Below are 16,484 nucleotides of genomic sequence, written 5' to 3' on the forward strand. Positions count from 1 at the left end.
TATGATAAAAAAAATACTTGCTGTAACTGCGCTACTTAGTGGAGCCGTAATGGCTGATACAATGACGATCCCTGTAAATCTCGTTTCCTCAGAAGGAGTAGGGAAAAATATAGGGGAAATAACTATTTCAGAAACCAGCTACGGATTGCTGTTCACTCCTCATCTGAAAGAACTGCCACCAGGGTTACATGGCTTTCATATCCATGAAAATGCCAGTTGTAATCCCGGTCTGATTAATGGAAAAAAAGTGCCAGCTCTTGCTGCCGGTGGGCATTATGATCCTGAACAAACAAATAAACATCTTGGGCCGTACAATCCGGAGGGCCATCTGGGTGATCTACCAGCACTCTATGTCAACTCAGAAGGAAATGCAGAAAACCCGGTTCTGAGTCCAAAAATAAAAAAAATAAGCCAGATAAAAGAACGGGCGATCATGATTCATGCCGGAGGGGATAATCATTCCGATTCACCTGCTCCTCTGGGGGGTGGGGGCGCAAGACTGGCATGCGGAATAATTAAATAACAAACAGCCTAAAGCAATCACCGTCATAGCTGGCGGTGATTATCAGCGACCAATAACCACAACCTGACCACCATCCCCCTCGTCTGCCGTGCTGATCTCCTGAGAGACCACACGTGACCCCACGCGCATTTCACCGTACAGAACAGGCAGAACATTGCCCTGGGCAACCATGTTGTCCAGTGACGAGAAATACGTGTTCTGCTTACCGTTATTCGTTGTCTGTGTTCGGGGAGTTTTGGGTCTGGGGGCCAGCATCTGTGCAACACCGCCAAGCGTCATACTGGCACCGAGAGAAAACAGCAGATTACTTGCCATAATTCCCACCCCAGGCATCCATATAGCAACCGCCATAACAGCTGCGCCCAGCACGGCCTGAAACACGCCGCCACTTTTGGCTCCCGCCAGGCGCGGCACAATATGGATCACGGCACCATTTGCCAGCGGTTCATTAAGACGGGCTGATAATTCAGTTTCACCTGTATCACGCCCGGCAATGCGTACCTGATACCAGCCGTCGCTCAGTTTCTGACGAAACGCCGGGAGCTGTGTGGCCAGCGCCCGGATGGCTTCGGCCCCCGTTTTCACACGAAGGTCGATGCGGCGGCCAAATCGTTGTAAATCCCCGTAAAGGCAGATTCGCGCCAGGCCCGGTGACGCCAGAGGGAGTGTGTGCGTCGCTGCCATTTGTCGGTATACCTCTCTCGTTTGCTCAGTTGTTCAGGAATATGGTGCAGCAGCTCGCCGTCACCACAGTAAATGGCGGCATGATTCGGCACCGATGAACCAAAACAGCACAGCAGCACATCGCCCGGCTGCGCCGCTGACAACGGCACCTGATACAGCCCCGTTGCCTCCAGATTATCCAGATAGAGATTCTGACCGTGACGCCACCAGTCATCCTCACGATGAAAATCCGGCATCTCAATCCCCGCCAGATGATAAGCATCCCGGAACAGCGTGTAACAGTCCGTCACCCCGTGCTCAAAGCGCCGCCCGGTGAGATGCGGCACACAGCGGAATTTATGAATCTCACCCCGGCAGACCAGCCACCACGGCAAATCACTCTGCACCTGCAGCCGCCGGTCGGCCTCACTCAGCCAGGGCAGACCACCGGGGTGGCTGTGGACCAGCGCCACAATCTCACCCTGCATCTCTGCCCGCAGCCAGTCCTCCGGCGACATCCGGAAATACTCCTCCGGCTCACCGGAGATATTCACGCAGGGGAAATATCTTTCCCCCTCCGGCGTTCTCACCACGAAGCCGCACGACTCCGCTGGCGCACATCGCCGGGCGTGCGCCAGAATCGCTGATTCTGTCTGTGTCATGAGATTTACTGCGAAAGTTTGTTGATGGACAGAAAACCGCCAAAGTTGGCGACGTTATTACGGAGCTTACAGCCGCTCAGGCATTTGCTGCATTTATCCTTCGTGATATCGGACGTCGGCTGGTCATATTCATCCGCGACCGCCGGACCGTGATAAACGCACTCGTCGCCGCGATAGGTCCAGGTGCAGGTGTTGGCCAGCATGATACGCCCCGGAAAAACAGCGCCATCCGTTTCCGTCGGCGTGGACAGTACAAAAGAGGCGCTCACCGCGCTCAGTTCGCTGCACTGCTCGATGCGCCATCGGCTGATCACCTCCTGCTCCGGATCGGCTTCGCTGTTTCCGTTGACGAAGTTCACCGCATCCAGAAAACGGGCGTAAACCTTACGCCGGACCACCGTTCCGCCGACCAGACTCTGCATATCTTCCACCATGCCGGTGACCATACCGTACAGGTTAGAAACCGTCAGCGTGGGGCGCGTACTGGTGCCTTTGCCATTCAGTTCAAAACCACTCCCCTGAATGGGATACGGCTGATACTGTCGCCCCTGCCAGGTGACCGGCTCACCTTTTTCGTTCTGCTCATTGCAGAAAAAATAACGTTCTCCACCGACCTCTGTCAGGTCGATTTCCCAGAGCACCACGCTGGCCGACTGCTCCGCACGGGTGCATTCATTCAGTGTTTCCTGCCGGATATCCTGCATCAGTTCACCACCTGTTCAAACTCTGCGCTGAACTCAACACGCAGCATACTGACCCGCGACGACCATTTTGCGCAGGTCACCTTTATCTGCCGCCACTCATAAGGCGGCGTCCACAGAAAGGCTTTCCAGCCCCCATGCTCAGCCAGAAACGACTCCAGCGCCGTGGCCTCCCAACGGGGAACAGAAAACGTCACGCTGTACGTTTTCAGGTTGGAATTCAGCCCGGCAGGCGCTCGCTGGGAATAGCCATCACCAAAGCGCACCTTTCTTACGGAAGGGGCCGAAGCCACATCCATACCGGGTTTCACTTTCCAGCGGAAGGTTTTCATCGTCCACCTCCGGAGAACAGGCCACCATCACGCATCTGTGTCTGAATTTCATCACGGGCACCCTTGCGGGCCATGTCATACACCGCCTTCAGAGCAGCCGGACCTATCTGCCCGTTCGTGCCGTCGTTGTTAATCACCACATGGTTATTCTGCTCAAACTTCCCGGACGCCTGCGACCGGCTGTCCGCCAGACTGCCCGGTGTACCGACATAACCACCGGTGGCATAGCCGCGCATCAGCCGGTAGAGATTTCCCACGCCAATCCGGCTGGTTGCCTCCTTCGTGAAGACAAATTCACCACGGTGAACAATCCCCGCTGGCTCATATTTGCCGCCGGTCCCCGTAAAACCTCCGGTCGCAAAATGGAATTTCGCCGCAGCAGCCTGAATGGCTGTACCGCCTGACGCTGATGCACCGCCACCAACAGCTCCGCCAATGGCGCTGCCGATACTCCCGACAATCCCCACCATTGCCTGCTTAAGCAGAATTTCTGTCAGCATGGACAGCACGGAACGGGTGAAGCTGCGCCAGTTCTGCTCACTGCCGGTCAGCATCGCCGCCATATTCTGCGCAATACCATCAAAGGTCTGCGTGGCAACACTTTTAACCTGCGACATACTGTCCGTGGCACTCTCTTTCCACTCGCTCCAGCCGGACTTCAGGCCAGCCATCCAGCTCCCGTTAAGCTGGTCTTCAGCCGCCCAGGTCTTTTTCTGCTCTGACAGGACGTTATTCAGCGCCAGCGTATTATCACCATACTGTTCCTTCAGGCGCTGTTCAGTGGCTTCCCGCGCTGCCTGCCGGTCTGTCATCCCGCGGTTTTTCGCATCAATGGCAGCCCGTTTTGCCCGTTGTTGCTGTGCGAATTTATCCGCCTGCTGCGCCAGTGTATTCAGGCGTTTCTGATGTTCGACCTTATCGCCTAGCTCCGCCAGTTGTCGTTTGTACTCCAGCGTCTCCTCTTTATGTACCAGCAGGGATTTCTCCTGTGCGGACAGCTGGCGACGTTGTGCCGCTTCCTCCAGTACAGCGAACTGACTCTCCGCCTTCCACAAATCCCGGCGCTGCTGGCTGATTTTCTCATTCGCTCCGGCATGCTTCTCCAGCGTCCGGAGCTCTGCCTGAAGCGTCAGCAGGGCAGCATGAGCACTGTCTTCCTGGCGATAGCCTGCAGACACTTTCACGCCGGACTGCTTTGGCTTTTTCAGCGTCGCTTCATAATCCTTTTTCGCTGCCGCCATCAGCGTGTTGTAATCTGCCTGCAGGATTTTTCCGTCTTTCAGTGCCTTGTTCAGTTCTTCCTGACGGGCGGTATATTTCTCCAGCGGAGTCTGCAGACGTTCGTAAGCCTTCTGCGCCTCTTCGGTATATTTCAGCCGTGATGCCTCAGACTCAGCACGATCTTTTGCTGCCATCTCACTGGCCTTTTCAAGATCTGCCTGCAATGTGGCGGCTGAAAGACCAAGTTGCGCATTCGCCCTGTCCTCCCATGCGCCACGGAGATTGGCAAGAAATGCTGAGGTTTTACCACGCCGGCGGCTCCGGCTCTGATACCACTGCCATTTCTTGTCCGCTTCATCAAAAGCCTTTTCTGCTTTCTCCAGCATTTCCCGGGCAGTGTCCGGGCGACCAATATCCAGCACCGAATCCCACATGGATTTAAATGCCCGTGCTGTCTTGTCTGCCCAGGTCTCCAGCGTGCCCATGTTATCTTTCAGGCGGCGGGTCTGGTCATCAAACCCTTTCGTTGCGGCCTCGTTCGCCGCCTGCAATGCCCCGGCTTCATCGCCGGAACGCTGCAACTGAGCAACATACGCAATCTGCTCCGCCGTCACGTTATGGAACTGGCGCGCCATCGCTGTCAGCCCCGACGTCGGGTCTGTGGTCAGCTTCCCGAAGGCTTCAGCGACCTTGTCCACCTCCACGCCGGATACGGAGGAAAAACGCGCCACACTCTGGCTGATCGCCTCAAACTGCTCACCACCACGCACACCGGCATTCACCAGCGCCGTCAGTGACTCGCTGGTCTGGTTAAACGTCAGCCCTGCCGCCTGCCCGGCTCTGGACAGGGCCAGCATACGATCTGCCGTCAGTCCTGCCTGATTACCGGAAAGGACCAGCGTTTTATTGAAACTGGACAGGGTTGAATCCCCCTGATACCAGGCATACGCCAGCGCTCCGGTGGCAACTGCCAGCGAAGTGAGCCCCACCATCGGCAGGGTGACTGCACCGGCAAGCCCCCTGAACATGGGGATCAACCCACCGAAGGAATCTTTTACCTGGCCGCCCTGTTGCAGCAGGATGAGAAACGGGTTCTGCCCCCCTGCAAGCTGCGTGGCCACGTCGGTGAACTGTGCAGGAAGCATACGCATGGCAGCTTTATACTGCCCTACAGAGATACCCGCTTTCTGTGCAGCCAGCGCCTGTCGGTTCATCGACTGCTCAACAACTGCCGCTGTTTTTTTCGCATCACTTTCCGTACCGGAAAAATGACGCCTGACTCTGGCCATCTGCTCGTCAAATCTGGCTGCATCCAGACTTAAATCAACGACCAGATCGCCTACCGGTTCAGCCATACCGGACTCCTCCTGCGATCCCTTCTGATACTGTCATCAGCATTGCGTCATCCTCCGTCATGTCCGGGGAAGCGGGGATAACTTCATTCCCGTCCGGACCAAAACGAACACCTCCGGCAAGCCCTGCCGCTTTCTGCATCAGCACATCATCTTCAGGCTCTTCGTCAGCCTCGCGCCGGTTCAGCAGACTGAAATCCAGCGGATGCATATCCGGATCGCTGAAAAACAGGCTGAGCACGGTGTACGTCAGCCCGGAAAAGTGCAGATCCAGCAGAACATCATGAAAATAATGGGTACTGTAAAAGCGGTGCCAGTCGGCATACTCCGTGGATGACATCCCGGCAAGCATGGCACGCCAGTCGGGTCGCCCCATCTCACGCGCCAGTTTCAGGGCAAAACTCAGCTCACCGTCGAACACTTTCCCGCAGAAACAGGCTCTGCAGGCCCGGCGTCCTCCGCCTGTTCAGGGGCATCATTCACCACAAACTCATACATACCGGACAGCCGGTACACCACGTTTTCAGCATGAGAAATCGCCTCTGTGGGCCAGGTGGTGAGCACTTCCTGCTCAATCTGTTTAACGGCTTCATTCATGGACGGCATCTGCGTCTTCTTCGGATGGTTATGCCACAGGGACATCGCCACCACAAAAGCGCCGGTTCTGATGACGTCTTCCACAGTAAACTTCCGGTTACTGTCTGACTCCGCCTGTTCTGCCTGCCGTTTCATCAGGGCGAGATGCTCAATGCGCTGCAGGGCTGACAGTTCAGAAAGCGTGACGGTCACGCCGTTATGTTCAAATGATTCGGTTTTCAGGAACATCGCTGACTCTCCGGATTAACTGGCGGTGACGTTGATTTCTGCAACCGCAGCAAACTCACCATTACCGGATACAACCGGAATGTTGACCTTACCTGCAGCAACGCCCTTCACGGTGATGGTCATACCACTGACCGACACGGTGGCTTTTGTTTTATCCGCAGACACCGCCCGGAAGCTCTTGTCGGTTGCACCTTCCGGCTGAAATGCCACGGTCAGCGTGGTGCTCTGCCCTTTCACTACGGAAGCACTGGCGGGTGTCACCGTCATGCCGGTTGCCGCCGTCACCGAGCTGCGATCTTCTGCCATTGACGGACGGCCCACATTGGTGACCTTCACCGTACGGGTGATCGCTTCCTTCGCCGTCACCGCCTTACCGATACTGCTGACCCAGCCACGGAACACATCGACCGTGCCGTTCGGGAAGCGGATTTTATAGGCCCGGACATCCCCTTCATTAAACCACGCCAGCAGCGCCTGCTGCCCCTGCTCTCCGGGCATCCACGCCAGCGTAAAGCTGGTATCTCCGGCTGACTTCTGCCCCTGTCCGGTCGCGGTCCAGTCAGCATCTTCATCATCGAGATAACTGTCGTCATAGGACTCAGCGGTCAGTTCGCCGGGCGTCAGGTCTTTAACTTTAGCCAGACGCGACCAGTCAACGTCTGAAAGCGGGTTCGCATAAGGGTCACCGTTCCCCTTATAAACCCACAGTGTGGTCCCGGCACCTTTCACCGGCATTACAGGATTTGGTACAGGCATATCGTCCTCACATTTCATAGGTAATGACATAAGTCAGATCGGCTGAACTCCACAGGCCCGCATCATCGTCACGCCGGTAGTCGTAGCCACTGGCCACCATACTGGTGATCAAATCTGACAGTGCCGGGATATCGCTCATCACCGGATAAATCCGGGACTCCATCCACGAATCAAGCTCTGAATCCGGCACCTGAGCAGGCAGGAAAACTTCGATATGCAGCTCTGCCTGCCAGGTATCGCTGTCCAGCTCTTCGCCCGTGTATTCAGCGCCGGTGAGATAAACGGCAACTGCCGGAAAATCCGCCTCATCAAAAACAGCGGGGCGACCATCAAAAAACGTCGCCCCGGAGTTATGCTTCTCCAGTGCATCCAGTACGGCTGCACGGATATCAGTATGTTTCATCGCTTTATCGCAATCCTCAGTTGTTGTTTCAGGGCGTATTCCAGTTCTTTCGGCAAACGTTCACGCCGTATCTGTTCAATATTCTGTTTAAACGCCGTGGTCAGCGGTGCCGCCATCGGGATTTTCACCACATCAATGGGGTAACGGTTTTTCCCGGCTACTCGCTGCATGACATGCCAGCGACCATTTTTTAATCGCTGGATAAATGCCCGCTGATAACGATGCCGACCGGCCCGTAGCGTACTGTTGGGACGACTTCCGGTGATCCGTATCCCCAGTTTGATGACAGGTAAATCACCGCGATTAACAATGATTTTTACGTGCGGATTTTTGACCGTGGCCTTTTTCAGTCTGGCCCTTTCCTTTACCAGTTTTCGCCGCACCTTTGTCTCACGGGCAACCTGTGACGCCGACTGATTCATTGCCGTTGTGGCCACGCGGTTAATGGCCATTGCGGAGGCACCGGGCACCGCCGTTTTGCTGATACGGCTGAGGTTTTCAACGGCCTGCTCAAGACCTTTTATAGCCATACATCCCCCTTTCAGCGGCGACGGTTAACGGCAGGCGGCACGCCACGCCCGAGCCAGAGATGACAGCTTCCGCCATCATCCGGCGAAATCCGGTCTATCCAGAAGTTTTCCTCACCGATGGTCAGCGTGTCGCCGCGTCGCAGCTGCCGCACATCATCAGTCCGGACAAACAGGGACGGGCTGGAGCCTTCAACGCGCACGCCCTGTCCGGCATAGCTGATATTTTCAGGGTCATCAAAAACACCACGTATCACAGCACCGGACTGCTCACCGGATGTAATGGTGGCTGACGTTCCCATGTACCCGCGTATCGTTTCATCGGCGCGGGCAATGGCAGCATCGAACAGGTTATCGAAATCAGCCACAGCGCCTCCCGTTATTGCATTCTGGCCAGGCCGCGCTCTGTCATTTCAGCTGCCACACCGGCAGAGACACGGAACGCCGTTCCCGGCAGCACAAATGCCACAGGCTCATCCCGCGTGGCGTGAAGTGCATCAGTATGCAGCGTCACCTGTGCCACGACCGTGACCAGAGCAGCCGTATCAGTCACGGTACCCGGCTGCGCTGATACCACCTCATTTTCATGCCCGGTCAGCACATTTTCCGGGCTGAGAGGGGTGTCCTGACCGGCAGTGTCATCCGTGTCATCAAGCTCTTCTTCCAGCTCTGCCACACGGAGCGCCAGTTCTTCTTTCGTCCCCGTCAGGCTGACATCACGATTCAGTTGCTCACCCAGCACCTGAAGACGGGCAATCAGTTCATCTTTCGTCATGGACTCCTCCACAGAGAGAAAAATGGCCCCGAAGGGCCATGATTACGCCAGTTGTACGGACACGAACGCATCAGGATCAGCCAGCAGCATCAGCGGTGCTGACTGAATCATGGTGAACTCACGCGCCGGATCGCCGGATGTCTTCCAGTTTTTCGGATAACGGGGAGACGCATTAATACCCTCACTCAATGCATCCGCATCCTGAATACAGCCATAGGTGCGCAGACCGCGTGCCTGAGTGTTCCCCAGCACCATCGTGTTGTCCGGCAGGAAGTTCTTTTTGACGTCGTTTTCCACGTACTGTCCGGAATACACGACGATCGCCGTATCGCCATACATCCCCTTATAGGACACTGCTTCGCCCAGGTCTTTTACCGCTGTCTCCAGCTCTGAATTAGAGCCGCGACGGGTATCCAGCTTCTCCCTGACGGCTTTGAAGGAACGGAACAGCGCCCAGCCTTTCGGATCAAACACGATGATATTCACCACACCGCTGGCGTTCAGCGCGTAGGCTTCGATATCGTCGGTCGGGTCATACGTGGACTTGTCACGCTTGCTCCACTCCGTGCCGCCTGACTGCGTGATGTTGTTCGCCGCACTGCGGCCCATATCCACCTCAACCGGATCGAAGGCTTCACCGGTCATGGTGTATTTGCCCCTGAGCACGGCAGAAACGGCCTGCATCTCTTCGACCTGAACAATGGCCAGCTCCTCGTCTCGCATGTTCTGCATGATGATGCGACGGCGGCGGTAAGCCGGATCCGCCAGATTCTGTGGATCTTCATCCGGCAGGCGACGCAGGGTCATCTGCGGATTCACCTCATGCTTCGGCTTGACATATCCCGGCGTAAATTCAGAGGTGGAGCCGCCACGGGAGCGGATAACCTTACCGGAAACAATCGGCGAAACGTACAGCGCCATGTTTACCAGCCCCGGAATTTGTGAGAGATAGACTTTCTCCGTGGTGAAGGAATAGCTCTCACGGAAAAAGAGACGCAGAAACAGCGGATCAAACTTAAATTTCTTCTCATTTGCCGCCAGCAGCTGGGCGGTTGTGTACATCGACATAAAAAAATCCCGTAAAAAAAGCCGCACAGGCGGCCTTTAGTGATGAAGGGTAGGGTTAAACGATGCTGATTGCCGTTCCGGCAAACGCGGTCCGTTTTTTCGTCTCGTCGCTGGCAGCCTCCGGCCAGAGCACATCCTCATAACGGAACGTGCCGGACTTGTAGAACGTCAGCGTGGTGCTGGTCTGGTCAGCAGCAACCGCCAGAATGCCAACGGCAGCGCCGTCGGTGGTGCCATCCCACGCAACCAGCTTACGGGTGGAGGTGTCCAGCATCAGCGGGGTCATTGCAGGCGCTTTCGCACTCAATCCGCCGGGCGCGGTTGCGGTATGAGCCGGGTCACTGTTGCCCAGCGGCTGGTAATGGGTAAAAGTTTCTTTGCTCGTCATAAACATCCCTTACACTGGTGTGTTCAGCAAATCGTTAACGGCATCAGATGCCGGGTTACCTGCAGCCAGCGGTGCCGGTGCACCCTGCATCAGACGATCCAGCGCAGTGTCACTGCGCGCCTGTGCACTCTGTGGTGCTGCGGCCAGAATGCGGCGGGCCGTTTCCACGGTCATACCGGGGGTTTCTGCCAGCACGCGTGCCTGTTCTTCACGTCCGTGAGCCTCCTCACAATTGAGGATCCCCATAATGCGGCTGTTTTCTGCCGCAACCGCTGCGGTGATCTGCGCGTTCACGTCCGGCTGCGCCGCGCTGGCGTTTTCGCCATCCGTCGCTGTCACCACACCAGTAACATCAGCCTGCGAAGCAGTGGCTGAAACAGTTGTTGATTGAGTCTCTTTGGTCATTCGCCCTCCTGAGAGACGGGGTTTACGTGCATCCAGTGCATCACGCATGACGGTGATCGCATCGGTGCTGTTAACAAGTTCATCAGCCAGTCCGGCATCAATGGCCTCATGACCGCTGTACACTGCAGCCTCGGTATCCAGCACGGCCTGCACGGACAGGCCGGTATATGCCGACACCTTCTGTGCAAACATCCGGCGGGTTGCATCCATCCGGGACTGCAGTGTTTCCCGGACGTCATCCGGAAGATGGCTGTAGGGGTTGCCATCCACCTTATGGCTGCCGCTGTAAATCAGAGTGATTTCCACGCCCTGTTTCTCCAGCGCAGCACCGTAATTACTGTGAGCCATCATGACGCCGATGGAGCCTGTCCGGGCAGTCTGCGTGACCAGACGCCGGGAGGCGGCACTGGCAAGCAGCTGACCTGCACTGCAGTTCATGTCGTTGGCCAGCGCCCATACCGGTTTTATGTCACGCACACGGGCGATGATGTCAGCGCAGTCAAATGCCCCCGCCACCATTCCGCCTGGCGTATCCATATCCAGCAGAATGCCGTCCACCATCGGATCGCTGGCAGCCTGTTGCAGACGGGCGATAATGCCGTTGTAACCGGTCATCCCCGAATACGGCTGCAGCGCCCGCGTCCGGCTGACCAGCGTGCCGGACACCGGCAGCACGGCGATGCCGTTCATGACCTGATAACTGCGGGCCTGTCGTGGTCCGTCATCATCAACGGATAACGCCAGTGTCGCGGGTGCCTCTCCGGCAGTCAGGCTGTCGCCGGACACCGCATCCGTCAGGCGGCTGATCCCAAGCTGGCCGGCAAGCGCACAAAAGAAAACCCGCGCATAGGCGGGTTCAAGCATCAGCGGCTCATTAAAGGCCATGCTGGCAATATGCGGGAGATTACGCAGCTCTGCTGTCACTCTTCTCCTCCTCTGTTGATTGTCGCAGCCCGGATTCAAATGCCGCAGCCGCCCAGGCGGGTGGTTTAAGACCGGCTGCACGGCGCTCCATCGTTTCACGGACCTGCTGGGCAAAAATTTCCTGATAGTCATCGCCGCGTTTTGCGCACTCTTTCTCGTAGGTGCTCAGCCCGGCTTCTATCAGCATCACCGCTTCCTGAACTTCTTTCAGACCATCGATGGCCATACGACCGGAGCCTATCCAGTCGCAGTTCCCCCAGGCACTGCGGGCTTCCTGAAAACTGAAGCGCGCTTTTGAAGGTAACGTAACCACGCGGCGGGCGATGGCCTCTTCCAGCCAGCACAGAAACATCTGGCTCGCCTGACGGGATGCGACGAATTTTCGCCGCCCCATAAAGTGCGCCCACGACTCGTTCGCGCTGGCCCGTGCCGTGGAGTAGCTCATCTGGGCATAATTCCGGGAAAGCTGCTCATACGAGACGCCCAGCCCGGCAGCGATATACCGCAACAGTGACTGCTCAAAAACGGAGTAACCGTTATCCGTGTCCTGAGCCGTCTGCAGGTTCAGTGAGTCACCCGGCATCAGGTGCGGCACTTTTGCGCCTCCCAGCCGGACCGGCGCGGCGGAGTAATACGCGGCAATTTCACCAATCCAGCCCGTCAGCCTTTCCCGCTGCTCCTGACTGTTCGCGCCCAGAATAAAATCCATAGCTGACTGCGTATCCAGCTCACTCTCAATAGTGGCGGCATACATCGCCTTCACAATGGCGCTCTGCAACTGCGTGTTCTGCAACGTGTCGAGCATCTTCATCTGCTCCATCACGCTGTAAAACACATTTGCACCGCGGGTCTGCCCGTCCTCCACGGGTTCAAAAACATGAATGAACGAGGCGCGCCCGCCGGGTAACTCACGGGGTATCCATGTCCATTTCTGCGGCATCCAGCCAGGATACCCGTCCTCGCTGACGTAATATCCCAGTGCCGCACCGCTGTCATTAATCTGCACACCTGCACGGCAGTTCCGGCTGTCGCCGGTATTGTTCGGGTTGCTGATGCGCTTCGGGCTGACCATCCGGAACTGTGTCCGGAAAAGCCGCGACGGACTGGTATCCCAGGTGGCCTGAACGAACAGTTCACCGTTAAAGGCGTGCATGGCCACACCTTCCCGAATCATCATGGTAAACGTGCGTTTTCGCTCAACGTCAATGCAGCAGCAGTCATCCTCGGCAAACTCTTTCCATGCCGCTTCAACCTCGCGGGAAAAGGCACGGGCTTCTTCCTCCCCGATGCCCAGATAGCGCCAGCTTGGGCGATGGCTGAGCCGGAAAAAAGACCCGACAATATGATCCTGATGCAGCTGGATGGCGTTGGCAGCATAGCCGTTATTGCGTACCAGATCGTCCGCGCGGGCATTGCCACGGGTAAAGTTGGGCAGCAGGGCGGCATCCACACTTTCACTCGGTGGATTCCACGCCCGCAACTGCCCACCAAATCCGCTGCCACCGCCGTGATAACCGGCATATTCACGCAGTGATGTCATGCCGTCCGGCCCCAGAAGGGTGGGAATGGTGGACGTTTTCATACATAAAATCCTGCAGGTCCCCTGCGTCGCTGTGTCATGCCGGCCTGCACTTCCAGCTCAGCAATGTATTTTTTCAGGTCAGACACGGAAGTGGTCGTAAACTCCACTCGCCGTCCGTCTTTCTGTACTGTTGCCACCCGTTTACCTGTCATCAGGTCATGCAGTGCCGCACGGGCAGCGGCAAGTTCTTCCTGTCGCGTCATTCATCCTCTCCGGATAAGGCTCTGGCGTAATCTGCCAGTGTTTTCTTGTTGGTTGCTGCACTATCCTCTTCCTGCAGGCTCGCCAGCAATGCACTGAGATCCAGTTGCCAGCGGGAAATACTGATGCGCAGCGCCGCCAGCGCATAAACGAAGCAGTCGAGTGCCTCATTGCGTCGCTTTTTGCTGTCCCACAGTATTTTTTTCCTGCCATCCACCCATTTTTCGACCTGCTCTTCAGCAGTCAGCTGCTGCGCTTCGGTCAGATCAAAAATATCCGGGTTATTCGGGAAGTGAACAGCACCGGGAAGCGGTTCATCCCCTTCCGGCATCAGTGTAAAGCGGTTATAAATCTGCTCTTTCGCGGTATCCGTACCAATTTCGGTAAGATAAACCCCGTTTTTGTTTCGCTTACGTGGCATGCTGGCCACCGGCTTTCCGTAGACGGATGCCCCTTTAATGGGGATCACCCGGAACAGCCCATGCTTTTTCGAGCGTTCATACACAATTGTCGGGTCAATACCACCAATATCCCAGCAGATACGGGATACCGACATTTCTGCACCATTCCGGCGGGTATAGGTTTTATTGATGGCCTCATCCACACGCAGCAGCGTCTGTTCATCATCGTGGCGACCCATAATAATCTGCCGGTCAATCAGCCAGCTTTCCTCACCCGGCCCCCATCCCCATACACGCATTTCGTAGCGGTCCAGCTGGGAGTCGATACCGGCGGTCAGGTAAGCCACACGGTCAGGAACGGGCGCTGAATAATGCTCTTTCCGCTCTGCCATCACTTCAGCATCCGGACGTTCGCCAATTTTCGCCTCCCACGTCTCACCGAGCGTGGTGTTTACGAAGGTTTTACGTTTTCCCGTATCCCCTTTCGTTTTCATCCAGTCTTTGACAATCTGCACCCAAGTGGTGAACGGGCTGTACGCTGTCCAGATGTGAAAGGTCACACTGTCAGGTGGCTCAATCTCTTCACCGGATGACGAAAACCAGAGAATGCCATCACGGGTCCAGATCCCGGTCTTTTCGCAGATATAACGGGCATCAGTAAAGTCCAGCTCCTGCTGGCGGATGACGCAGGCATTATGCTCGCAGAGATAAAACACGCTGGAGGGGTCATCCGGCGTCCATTTGAGGCCAAACGGCGTCTCTTTGTCGCCAAATTTAAGATACTGCTCCTCCCCGCAGTGCGGGCAGGCAACATGAAAACGCATAAAATGCGGGGATTCACTGGCTGCACGCTCAATCTGGCAGGTGCCTCTCACTTTGGGCGTGGAGCCACGGATGGACTTTGGCCAGACAGAGCCTTCAATACGCTTATCGCCCAGGAATGTCGGAGAGCCTTCCTGTTCAATATCCTCATCAAAGGCAGCAAGTTCATCATAACCCGCCACATCCACCGATTTTTCACGGTAGTTTTTTGCCGCTTTACCACCCAGGCACCAGAAGCCACGCCCATTGGTGAAACGCTTCATGGTGAGCGTGTTATCCCGATGCTTTTTGCCATACCACGGAGCCAGCGCCAGCAGCGACGGAATATCGCGGATGGTCGGCTCAACGTGGGTTTTCATAAAGTTCTCGGCATCACCATCCGTCGGCAACCAGATAAGGGTGTTGCGCTGCTTATGCTCTATGAAGTAGGCATAAACACCCAGCAGCATTTTGGAATAACCAACACGGGCAGACTTCACCACATTCACCTCACGGATGTAGTCGCTGCCCATCGCATTCATGATGGCCCGCTGAAAGGGCAGTGTTTCCCAGCGCCCTTCCTGGTATGCGGACTCTTTCGGAAGATAGTAATTGGCATCCGCCCATTCAACGGCGGTCTGTGGCTCCGGCCTGAACAGGGCACGAAGCCCGGCGCGGACAAAATGCCGCAGCCTGTCAACCTGACTGTTCGATATATTCACTCAGCAACCCCGGTATCAGTTCATCCAGCGCGGCTGCTTTGTTCATGGCTTTGATGATATCCCGTTTCAGGAAATCAATATGCCGGTTATCCAGCTCAGGAAAACGTCGCTGCACCGACAGAGGAATACCGTCGAGAATACTGGATATTTCCCTTGCTATACGCGACAGCACGAAAGTACAGAATGCGGTTTCCACCACTTCAGCCGATTCTTTGGCATTTTTCAGTTCCTGCGCCGTCGCCTGAGCACGAGTCAGGCGATGGCGCTCAAATTCAAGTGTTCCGGGGTGAAGATCTGCCTCGCTGGCCAGCCGCAGTTCTTCAACCTCCCGGCGCAGCTTTTCGTTCTCAATTTCAGCATCCCTTTCGGCATACCATTTTATGACGGCGGCAGAATCATAAAGCACCTCATTACCCTTGCCACCGCCTCGCAGAACGGGCATTCCCTGCTCCTGCCAGTTCTGAATGGTACGGATACTCGCACCGAAAATATCAGCCAGCTGCTTTTTGTTGACTTCCATTGTTCATTCCACGGACAAAAACAGAGAAAGGAAACGACAGAGGCCAAAAAGCCCGTTTTAAGCACCTGTCGTTTCCTTTCTTTTCAGGGGGTGTTTTAAATAAAAACATTAGGTTACGGCGAAGAAGAACGGAAACGCCTTAAACCGGAAAATTTTCATAAATAGCGAAAACCCGCGAGGTCGCCGCCCCGTAGCCTGCCGGATCGCTGGAAAGGACCCAGCTACTAGCGAATGCCAGTAGCCAAGGTGGGCTGCGGGCTTAATTTAAAGCGGTGTGATTTGCAACCATTCAGACGCACTAATCTCAAAGCGACGTCCGTTAGACAACTCGATAATCACGGGTAATTCACCTAGCTCCAGCCAGGCGTTTTTTTCCGTTGGAAAACTAACAGTAGAGATCTGGTAATCCAATACGCTTTCAGCCAGTCGGCAACTTTTAAACACATCACCAAGGGCGGACGCGAAGAATACATTTAGCTCATATTCAATCTGCTCTTTAGCAGCTGTCATGTTTCTGTCTCATCAACTTGAATAGGGTAATCAGGAATGGATGCGAACTACAGGTCGTCTGCACCATCTTTCAGATTAAAGCAGCGCCACATTTCGTCAGGGTCAGTATTAGCCGACATCTCGTGCACCTGATTAATGTTTGGCGATATTACAACAGGCGTTCAATGAATGCATATTGTAAGCCTCTCGCTCAGGAGAACAGAATCGTTCCATTATTGAATT

21 protein-coding genes are annotated in these 16,484 nt (G+C 55.7%); 1 reads left to right on the forward strand and 20 read right to left on the reverse strand.

Annotated features, from left to right (window positions below; genetic code table 11):
* Position 1: 1 nt before the first annotated feature.
* Positions 2-523, forward strand: coding sequence for a superoxide dismutase family protein (gene sodC, locus PS053_RS05470; RefSeq protein WP_059257279.1), 522 nt, complete (start codon positions 2-4; stop codon positions 521-523).
* 42 nt (positions 524-565) lie between these two features.
* Here sodC and PS053_RS05475 read toward each other — a convergent pair whose 3' ends face one another.
* The 20 genes from PS053_RS05475 to PS053_RS05570 form a co-directional block, all read right to left on the reverse strand.
* Positions 566-1,108: a tail assembly protein gene (locus PS053_RS05475; protein WP_240431810.1), complete on the reverse strand. Its 543-nt coding sequence runs from the start codon at positions 1,106-1,108 to the stop codon at positions 566-568.
* Positions 1,105-1,848, reverse strand: coding sequence for a C40 family peptidase (locus PS053_RS05480; RefSeq protein ID WP_161537892.1), 744 nt, complete (start codon positions 1,846-1,848; stop codon positions 1,105-1,107). Before PS053_RS05480 ends, PS053_RS05475 begins: the two co-directional genes overlap by 4 nt.
* Positions 1,849-1,853: 5 nt before the next feature.
* Positions 1,854-2,552, reverse strand: coding sequence for a phage minor tail protein L (locus PS053_RS05485; RefSeq protein ID WP_105175642.1), 699 nt, complete (start codon positions 2,550-2,552; stop codon positions 1,854-1,856).
* Positions 2,552-2,881 (reverse strand): phage tail protein, encoded by a 330-nt coding sequence (locus PS053_RS05490; protein ID WP_000847354.1) that lies wholly within the window; start codon positions 2,879-2,881, stop codon positions 2,552-2,554. Before PS053_RS05490 ends, PS053_RS05485 begins: the two co-directional genes overlap by 1 nt.
* Positions 2,878-5,457, reverse strand: coding sequence for a phage tail tape measure protein (locus PS053_RS05495; protein WP_060877380.1), 2,580 nt, complete (start codon positions 5,455-5,457; stop codon positions 2,878-2,880). Before PS053_RS05495 ends, PS053_RS05490 begins: the two co-directional genes overlap by 4 nt.
* Entirely contained in the window at positions 5,450-5,875 is a 426-nt protein-coding gene (locus PS053_RS05500) for a phage tail assembly protein T (RefSeq protein WP_059236887.1), read from the reverse strand. The genes PS053_RS05495 and PS053_RS05500 overlap by 8 nt, the downstream gene beginning before the upstream one ends.
* Complete coding sequence (gene gpG, locus PS053_RS05505) at positions 5,857-6,279, reverse strand: phage tail assembly chaperone G (RefSeq protein ID WP_032329098.1); 423 nt, start codon at positions 6,277-6,279, stop codon at positions 5,857-5,859. Before gpG ends, PS053_RS05500 begins: the two co-directional genes overlap by 19 nt.
* Positions 6,280-6,294: 15 nt before the next feature.
* On the reverse strand, positions 6,295-7,035 hold the full coding sequence (locus PS053_RS05510; RefSeq protein WP_032330267.1) for a phage tail protein: 741 nt from the start codon (positions 7,033-7,035) through the stop codon (positions 6,295-6,297).
* Positions 7,036-7,042: 7 nt separating this feature from the next.
* Positions 7,043-7,438, reverse strand: coding sequence for a phage minor tail U family protein (locus PS053_RS05515; RefSeq protein WP_273774729.1), 396 nt, complete (start codon positions 7,436-7,438; stop codon positions 7,043-7,045).
* On the reverse strand, positions 7,435-7,968 hold the full coding sequence (locus PS053_RS05520) for a phage tail protein (protein ID WP_273774731.1): 534 nt from the start codon (positions 7,966-7,968) through the stop codon (positions 7,435-7,437). The genes PS053_RS05515 and PS053_RS05520 overlap by 4 nt, the downstream gene beginning before the upstream one ends.
* 11 nt (positions 7,969-7,979) lie before the next feature.
* Complete coding sequence (locus PS053_RS05525; protein WP_032151592.1) at positions 7,980-8,333, reverse strand: head-tail joining protein; 354 nt, start codon at positions 8,331-8,333, stop codon at positions 7,980-7,982.
* 11 nt (positions 8,334-8,344) lie between these two features.
* A complete protein-coding gene (locus PS053_RS05530; RefSeq protein WP_273774735.1) occupies positions 8,345-8,740 on the reverse strand; it encodes a DNA-packaging protein FI in 396 nt (131 codons plus the stop codon).
* Between the two features lie 42 nt (positions 8,741-8,782).
* A complete protein-coding gene (locus tag PS053_RS05535) occupies positions 8,783-9,808 on the reverse strand; it encodes a major capsid protein (protein WP_161538483.1) in 1,026 nt (341 codons plus the stop codon).
* 55 nt (positions 9,809-9,863) lie between these two features.
* Positions 9,864-10,196 (reverse strand): head decoration protein, encoded by a 333-nt coding sequence (locus tag PS053_RS05540; protein ID WP_001299443.1) that lies wholly within the window; start codon positions 10,194-10,196, stop codon positions 9,864-9,866.
* Positions 10,197-10,205: 9 nt separating this feature from the next.
* Positions 10,206-11,525 carry a S49 family peptidase gene (locus PS053_RS05545; protein ID WP_151402187.1) on the reverse strand — a complete coding sequence of 440 codons (1,320 nt, stop codon included), beginning with the start codon at positions 11,523-11,525 and terminating at the stop codon, positions 10,206-10,208.
* A complete protein-coding gene (locus PS053_RS05550; protein WP_059217885.1) occupies positions 11,506-13,107 on the reverse strand; it encodes a phage portal protein in 1,602 nt (533 codons plus the stop codon). The genes PS053_RS05545 and PS053_RS05550 overlap by 20 nt, the downstream gene beginning before the upstream one ends.
* Positions 13,104-13,310 carry a phage head-tail joining protein gene (locus PS053_RS05555; protein WP_000198152.1) on the reverse strand — a complete coding sequence of 69 codons (207 nt, stop codon included), beginning with the start codon at positions 13,308-13,310 and terminating at the stop codon, positions 13,104-13,106. Before PS053_RS05555 ends, PS053_RS05550 begins: the two co-directional genes overlap by 4 nt.
* Positions 13,307-15,232 carry a phage terminase large subunit family protein gene (locus tag PS053_RS05560; RefSeq protein WP_149540987.1) on the reverse strand — a complete coding sequence of 642 codons (1,926 nt, stop codon included), beginning with the start codon at positions 15,230-15,232 and terminating at the stop codon, positions 13,307-13,309. Before PS053_RS05560 ends, PS053_RS05555 begins: the two co-directional genes overlap by 4 nt.
* Positions 15,207-15,752: a terminase small subunit gene (locus tag PS053_RS05565; RefSeq protein ID WP_000453567.1), complete on the reverse strand. Its 546-nt coding sequence runs from the start codon at positions 15,750-15,752 to the stop codon at positions 15,207-15,209. The genes PS053_RS05560 and PS053_RS05565 overlap by 26 nt, the downstream gene beginning before the upstream one ends.
* 264 nt (positions 15,753-16,016) lie before the next feature.
* Positions 16,017-16,262 carry a hypothetical protein gene (locus tag PS053_RS05570; RefSeq protein ID WP_000122987.1) on the reverse strand — a complete coding sequence of 82 codons (246 nt, stop codon included), beginning with the start codon at positions 16,260-16,262 and terminating at the stop codon, positions 16,017-16,019.
* Between the last annotated feature and the right edge of the window lie 222 nt (positions 16,263-16,484).

This window comes from Escherichia albertii (assembly GCF_028622335.1).
GTDB lineage: Bacteria > Pseudomonadota > Gammaproteobacteria > Enterobacterales > Enterobacteriaceae > Escherichia > Escherichia albertii.

What these genes read in the sequence shown, in the direction of transcription:
- sodC (WP_059257279.1), top strand. Translation starts at nt 2, where the DNA reads ATGATAAAAAAAATACTTGCTGTAACTGCGCTACTTAGTGGAGCCGTA.
- PS053_RS05480 (WP_161537892.1), bottom strand. Translation starts at nt 1,848, where the DNA reads ATGACACAGACAGAATCAGCGATTCTGGCGCACGCCCGGCGATGTGCG.
- PS053_RS05485 (WP_105175642.1), bottom strand. Translation starts at nt 2,552, where the DNA reads ATGCAGGATATCCGGCAGGAAACACTGAATGAATGCACCCGTGCGGAG.
- PS053_RS05490 (WP_000847354.1), bottom strand. Translation starts at nt 2,881, where the DNA reads ATGAAAACCTTCCGCTGGAAAGTGAAACCCGGTATGGATGTGGCTTCG.
- PS053_RS05495 (WP_060877380.1), bottom strand. Translation starts at nt 5,457, where the DNA reads ATGGCTGAACCGGTAGGCGATCTGGTCGTTGATTTAAGTCTGGATGCA.
- gpG (WP_032329098.1), bottom strand. Translation starts at nt 6,279, where the DNA reads ATGTTCCTGAAAACCGAATCATTTGAACATAACGGCGTGACCGTCACG.
- PS053_RS05510 (WP_032330267.1), bottom strand. Translation starts at nt 7,035, where the DNA reads ATGCCTGTACCAAATCCTGTAATGCCGGTGAAAGGTGCCGGGACCACA.
- PS053_RS05515 (WP_273774729.1), bottom strand. Translation starts at nt 7,438, where the DNA reads ATGAAACATACTGATATCCGTGCAGCCGTACTGGATGCACTGGAGAAG.
- PS053_RS05520 (WP_273774731.1), bottom strand. Translation starts at nt 7,968, where the DNA reads ATGGCTATAAAAGGTCTTGAGCAGGCCGTTGAAAACCTCAGCCGTATC.
- PS053_RS05530 (WP_273774735.1), bottom strand. Translation starts at nt 8,740, where the DNA reads ATGACGAAAGATGAACTGATTGCCCGTCTTCAGGTGCTGGGTGAGCAA.
- PS053_RS05535 (WP_161538483.1), bottom strand. Translation starts at nt 9,808, where the DNA reads ATGTCGATGTACACAACCGCCCAGCTGCTGGCGGCAAATGAGAAGAAA.
- PS053_RS05540 (WP_001299443.1), bottom strand. Translation starts at nt 10,196, where the DNA reads ATGACGAGCAAAGAAACTTTTACCCATTACCAGCCGCTGGGCAACAGT.
- PS053_RS05550 (WP_059217885.1), bottom strand. Translation starts at nt 13,107, where the DNA reads ATGAAAACGTCCACCATTCCCACCCTTCTGGGGCCGGACGGCATGACA.
- PS053_RS05555 (WP_000198152.1), bottom strand. Translation starts at nt 13,310, where the DNA reads ATGACGCGACAGGAAGAACTTGCCGCTGCCCGTGCGGCACTGCATGAC.
- PS053_RS05565 (WP_000453567.1), bottom strand. Translation starts at nt 15,752, where the DNA reads ATGGAAGTCAACAAAAAGCAGCTGGCTGATATTTTCGGTGCGAGTATC.
- PS053_RS05570 (WP_000122987.1), bottom strand. Translation starts at nt 16,262, where the DNA reads ATGACAGCTGCTAAAGAGCAGATTGAATATGAGCTAAATGTATTCTTC.